The sequence below is a fragment of the Pseudoalteromonas sp. TB25 genome (assembly GCF_000497995.1).
In the GTDB taxonomy this organism is placed as follows: Bacteria; Pseudomonadota; Gammaproteobacteria; order Enterobacterales; family Alteromonadaceae; genus Pseudoalteromonas; species Pseudoalteromonas distincta.
Genome location: NZ_AUTI01000065.1, coordinates 1 through 952, shown reverse-complemented (window position 1 = coordinate 952; position 952 = coordinate 1). Strand labels below are relative to the sequence as shown.

Genomic DNA, 952 nt, shown 5'->3' with positions numbered 1-952 from the left:
CCGACACGCCTCTAAAATTAGTAAGCGCTTCAAACGCTTCACCAAATACACACGACATATCAGCAGCTATACCTTTATCGCCACCTGCAAATACGTTTAAATCGGCACCGGCGCTAAAAAACTTCTCGCCTTCGCCAGTAAGTACTAAGGCATAAATATTTTTATTATTGTTTAGCTCGTTAACGGTATTTTTTAAGTCAACTAAGGTGTCTTTTGTCCAGGTGTTTGCTGGCGGGTTAGACATCGTTAAAATAGCAACATGACCTTCGGTTGTAAGTTCAATACTCGGATTAGATTTAGATTCTGACATACATTGCTCCTTATAAAACGTCGCTTGCAGACTCAGCCAAAATACGGCGCGCTATAATCACACGCATAATTTCGTTAGTGCCTTCTAAAATTTGATGAACGCGTACATCACGTACATGGCGCTCAAGCGGGTATTCTTTTATGTAACCGTAACCACCATGAATTTGCAGTGCGTCGTTACATACGGTAAAGCCAACATCGGTAGCAAAACGTTTAGCCATGGCGCAGTAAGTGGTTTTTTCAACGTCGTTATTATCAAGTTTAAATGCAGCAAGCCTTACCATTTGGCGCGCAGCTACAAGCTCGGTGTTCATATCGGCAATTTTAAATTGCAAAGCCTGAAACGCAGCCAATGGTTTACCAAATTGCGTGCGTTCTTTTAAATATTCACGGGCGGTATTAAGCGCCGCTTGCGCTGTACCAATTGAACATGTGGCAATGTTAATTCGACCGCCATCAAGGCCTTGCATCGCAAATTTAAAGCCTTCTCCCTCTGCGCCTAACAAGTTATGCGCAGGAATGCGCACATCTTCAAAGCTAATTAAGCGTGTAGGTTGTGCGTTCCAACCCATTTTTTCTTCAGCTTTGCCATATTCAACGCCTTTTGCGTCGGCCGGGACTACAAATGCCGAAATACCCGCAG

General features: G+C 43.6%; 2 protein-coding genes. Both read right to left on the bottom strand.

Annotation, left to right across the window (positions count from 1 at the left end; all coding sequences use genetic code 11):
• Positions 1-310: enoyl-CoA hydratase-related protein (locus L652_RS0101255; RefSeq protein ID WP_024595320.1), on the bottom strand; the 310-nt coding region annotated here is incomplete at its 3' end.
• Between the two features lie 10 nt (positions 311-320).
• Positions 321-952, bottom strand: a 632-nt coding sequence (locus L652_RS0101250; protein WP_024595321.1) for an acyl-CoA dehydrogenase family protein, incomplete at its 5' end; no start/stop codon positions are given.